3 protein-coding genes are annotated in these 4,429 nt (G+C 68.6%); all 3 read left to right on the top strand.

Features of this window, described 5'->3' with window-relative positions:
• Positions 1 to 298 precede the first annotated feature (298 nt).
• The 3 genes from D7V97_RS40515 to rph all read left to right on the top strand — a co-directional run bounded on the left by D7V97_RS40515 (position 299) and on the right by rph (position 4,228).
• The gene (locus D7V97_RS40515; protein ID WP_147445186.1) at positions 299 to 1,045 is read left to right on the top strand and encodes a hypothetical protein; all 747 of its coding nucleotides are present in this window, start codon (positions 299 to 301) and stop codon (positions 1,043 to 1,045) included.
• A 212-nt stretch (positions 1,046 to 1,257) separates the two neighbouring features.
• On the top strand, positions 1,258 to 1,557 hold the full coding sequence (locus tag D7V97_RS40510) for a hypothetical protein (protein ID WP_120615908.1): 300 nt from the start codon (positions 1,258 to 1,260) through the stop codon (positions 1,555 to 1,557).
• A gap of 1 nt (position 1,558) precedes the next feature.
• Positions 1,559 to 4,228, top strand: a complete 2,670-nt coding sequence (gene rph, locus D7V97_RS40505) for a rifamycin-inactivating phosphotransferase (protein ID WP_233583550.1) — start codon at positions 1,559 to 1,561, stop codon at positions 4,226 to 4,228.
• Positions 4,229 to 4,429 lie beyond the last annotated feature (201 nt).

The following is a 4,429-nucleotide window of genomic DNA, read 5'->3' as shown; positions in this document are numbered from 1 at the left end:
GTGCTGGGGTTCTCCGGGGCGAGCCCCGCGGGCCTGCGCGCCGCGGTGCGCACGCTCTCGCGGCTCAGGGGCTGAGCGAGAGGCAACGCCCCATCTTCGGAAGCCTTGGATTGCAGGGATTGGACCCTGCGCGAGGGGGTTCGCGGGCACGGGTCTCGGAAAGCCGCCGGGGAGGTTTGAGGCTTCTCAGATTTTCGGCGCACGGGCGGGACGCATCCCAGGCAGCGTCGCTCTGGTATTGAGGGGGGCAGTCCGTGGCGCGCTGGTTGCAGACTGTCTGCCCATGACCTCAAAACGCATGCGAAGCAGTGTCATGGCGGTGGTCCTCGGTTCTCTCGTTGGCGCGTGCTCGACGGGCGCCGACGGCACCCGGGGAACCCTGTCGAATCTGAGCTCTCAACAAGTCACCCTGCAGAGCTTCGGCTTCTGGGGCGGCTCCTTCACGTGGGTGTCACCTGGCGCGGCGCTGACGGACGAGCAGGTCGACGCGCTCGACGGGCTCAAGCTCATCCCGGGGAACACTGACTGCTTGGAGGACATCCAGGAGTACGCGCTGGTGACGGTGGATGCGGCCGGCCAGGAGCAGCGGGTCGTCACCAACGATCAAAATGCCGGCTGCGGCGAGCAGGTGCTGCTCGACTACGAGACCCTGAAGCCGCTCCTCGCCACGTTGCAGTGCGTGGGGACGGGGCAGGCCTCCGAGCAGCTCTCCGCGGCGCCCACGGTGCAGGCCGGCGGCGGCTGCCAGCACGGCTTCTTCTCCTACCAGGGCGAGCCGCCGCGCTGGGTGAAGGTGGCGCCCGCCAGCGTCAGCGGCCCGCACACCTTCGAGCTGCTGTACTGCGAGGGCAAGACGACCGGCCTCGAGCTCTTCGATGAGGCGGGCGCGGTGCTGCTCGCGCAGGCCCAGGCGGACGGCAGCTCGGCGTCGGCATGCGCGAAGCTCACCCACCCGCTGGTGGCAGGCCAGCGCTACGCCCTGCGGGTGACGAGCCAGGCTGTGTCCATGGGCGGGCACGTGAGCCTGGTGATCCGCCCCGACTGAAGGGCGGCCACGAGGCCCCCTGGCGCGCGGTGAAGCACGGCTCGAGGTCGCGGACCCCGCGCGGCAAGACGGTCAGCAACGCCACCTTTTTGGCGCCAGCGTGAAGTCTGCCATCGCTTCACGCTCGCAGGCCCTTTGCGTTTTCCTCGTGACGTGCGTGATCCTTGTCTGGACGGGTGCACACCCATGCCGGGGCTTCCGAGGAGAATCACATGCACGCAGTCCTGTCTCAGGTGAAGAAGTCGTGGGCATGTCTGCTGGTGGCGGGGGCGGTGGGCCTCTCCGGCTGTGGCGGAATGGAGGCGCCGTCCGACGTCGAGGCGTCGACGCACTCGGCCGCGGAGTACGCCGAGGGTGACTGCGACGGCCCCAATGACTGTCAGGTGTCCGGACCGTATGTCGACTGTGGCCCGGGCCTGCCCATGGCCTACGCCTGGCGGACGAACGATGGCGGCTACTGCATGGAGCGCAACGCCTGTGGCCCGAACGGGCTGTCCTGTCCCGCCTGGTAGGTTGAACAGTGCCGCCTTTTGGCGAGAGGGAGGTGAGCGGATGCGCTGCTACGTGTTGGGTCTCCAGGAGGTCGACCAGACGCAGGTCGCGGTCGTTGGCGGCAAGGGTGCGCATCTGGGGGAGCTTTCGCGGATCGAAGGCATCCGCGTGCCGGCTGGCCTTTGCGTGACGACGGACGCCTTCCAGCGGATCATGGCGGAAGCGCCGTCGATGGATGATCAGCTCGACCGGCTGTCGCGCCTGAAGCTGGACGACCGGGAGCAGCTCCGCGCGCTCAGTGCTGAGATCCGCCGAACCCTCGAAGGGACCACCATCCCTGACGATCTGGCGGCGGCGATCACCCGCCCACTCGCCCAACTCGGCGAGCAGGCCGCCTACGCCGTCCGGTCGAGCGCGACGGCGGAGGACTTGCCGACGGCCTCCTTCGCGGGCCAGCAGGACACGTACCTGAACGTCGTGGGTCCGGCGGCGATCCTCCAGCACGTCCGCCGGTGCTGGGCTTCGCTCTTCACCGAGCGGGCTGTGACCTACCGCCTGCGGAACGGCTTCGACCACCGGAAGGTCCGCATGGCGGTGGTCGTGCAGCAGATGGTCTTCCCGCAGGCGGCCGGTATCCTGTTCACGGTCGACCCCGTCACCTCCCACCGGAAGGTCAGCTCCGTGGAGGCCAGTTTCGGTCTTGGTGAGGCCCTGGTCTCCGGCCGGGTGAACGCGGACGTCTACAAGGTGCGGGACGGCGAGATCATCGCCAAGGCGATCGGCACCAAGCAGCTTGCCATCCACGCCTCGCCGGCAGGCGGGACGCAGGATCAGGCGATTGAACTGGAGCGGCAGCAGCAGCCCGCGCTGACGGATGCGCAGGTCGTGCGGCTCGTGCAGCTGGGCCGGCGGATCGAAGCGCACTTCGGCCGCCCCCAGGACATCGAATGGTGCCTCGTCAACGATGGCTTCCACATCGTCCAGAGTCGGCCCATCACCACGCTGTTCCCCATCCCCGTGGCCGGCGACGGAGAGAACCACGTCTACATCTCCGTCGGGCATCAGCAGATGATGACCGACGCCATGAAGCCCCTGGGGCTCTCCCTGTTCCAGCTGACGGCCATGCGGCCGATGTACGAGGCCGGCGGGAGGTTGTTCGTCGACGTCACCCAGAACCTGGCTTCGCCAGCGGGCCGCGCGGGTCTCCTGGGGCTCGCGGGTAAATCCGATCCGCTGATCGGGGACGCGCTGCGGACCGTGCTCGGACGCGGCGACTTCATCCGGTCGCTCCCGGACGAGGGACCCGGCGGGGCGCGGGCTGGCGGCGCGCCAGCCCCGATCGAGGCCGATCCAGCCATTGTCGACGCGCTGATCGGGCGCAACCAGGCCTCCCTCGCCGTCTTGAAGCGCGACATCCGGACGAAGTCAGGACCGGCGCTGCTCGACTTCATCCTGGCGGACCTCCAGGAGCTGAAGCGGTTCTTGTTCGATCCGCAGAGCAATCAGGTGATCATGGCGGGGGTGGAGGCCACCTGGTGGCTCAACGAGCAGCTGCAGGCGTGGCTGGGCGAGAAGAACGCGGCCGACACGCTCACGCAGTCCGTCCCCCACAACGTCACGTCGGAGATGGGCCTGGCGCTCCTGGACGTCGCGGATGTGATCCGCCCGCATCCGGACGTGGTGGCTTTTCTGCGGCACGTCGAGGACGAGGGCTTCCTGGACGAGCTGCCCGGGCTCGCGGGCGGGCGGGAAGCGCGGGACGCCATCCGGGCCTGGCTCGACACGTACGGCATGCGCTGCGCCGGAGAGATCGACATCACGAAGCCGCGGTGGAGTGAACGCCCCACCACGCTCGTGCCCCTCATCCTCGGCAACATCAAGAACTTCGAGCCGGGCGCCAACGAGCGGCGCTTCGAGCAAGGGCGGCAGGGGGCCTGGAAGAAGGAACAGGAGCTGCTGGAGCGCCTGCGGGCCTTGCCGGACGGGGAGCGAAAGGCTGAAGAGGCCAAGCGGATGATCGACCGGGTCCGGACCTTCATCGGGTACCGGGAGTATCCGAAGTACGGCATCGTCAACCGCTACTTCGTCTACAAGCAGGCCCTGTTGGAAGAGGCCGAGCGCCTCGTGCAGGCCCGCGTGCTGCGTGAGAAGGAAGACATCTTCTTCCTCACGTTCCAGGAGCTCCACGACGTCGTGCGCACGAACACAGTGGATGACCTGCTCATCCGCCAGCGCAAGGACGCGTTCAGGTCATATCAATCGCTCACGCCGCCCCGCGTGCTCACGTCGGAGGGCGAGGTCATCGCCGGGGCGTACCGACGCGACGGTCTACCGGCCGGCGCGCTGGTGGGCCTGGCGGTTTCCGCCGGGACCATCGAGGGGCGGGCCCGCGTCATCCTGGACATGGCGGAGGCCGATCTCGAAGCGGGCGACATCCTGGTCACCGCCTATACGGACCCCAGCTGGACGCCCGCGTTCGTCGCGATCAAGGGCCTGGTGACGGAGGTCGGAGGCCTGATGACCCATGGCGCGGTGATCGCGCGGGAGTATGGCTTGCCGGCCGTCGTGGGAGTGGAGCAGGCCACCCGGCGGATCCAGGATGGACAGCGGATCCGCGTGCATGGAACGGACGGGTACGTCGAGATCCTGCCCACGCCGGACCCGGCTCAGCCGGCCGGCCGGGTCCGCTGAGCGCCGACGGCTTCGGAGCCTGTCGGCTATTCGACCGCGACCCCTCGGCATTCGAAGTGCCGACTGAGCGTCCCGAGCTCGTACCGGGCGACGAAGTTTCGTGCGATGGCCCGGGCCATCAGCCGATAGACCGGCTCCGTGGGATGCGCCTTGTCGCTCGTCGCGACCGGGGTCGGCGGCGGGAGGCCGAAACGCGGAATG

The organism is Corallococcus sp. CA053C (genome assembly GCF_003611675.1).
In the GTDB taxonomy this organism is placed as follows: domain Bacteria; phylum Myxococcota; class Myxococcia; order Myxococcales; family Myxococcaceae; genus Corallococcus.
The sequence above is the reverse complement of the archived record's forward strand: the minus strand, read 5'-3'. Positions and strand labels throughout refer to the sequence as shown.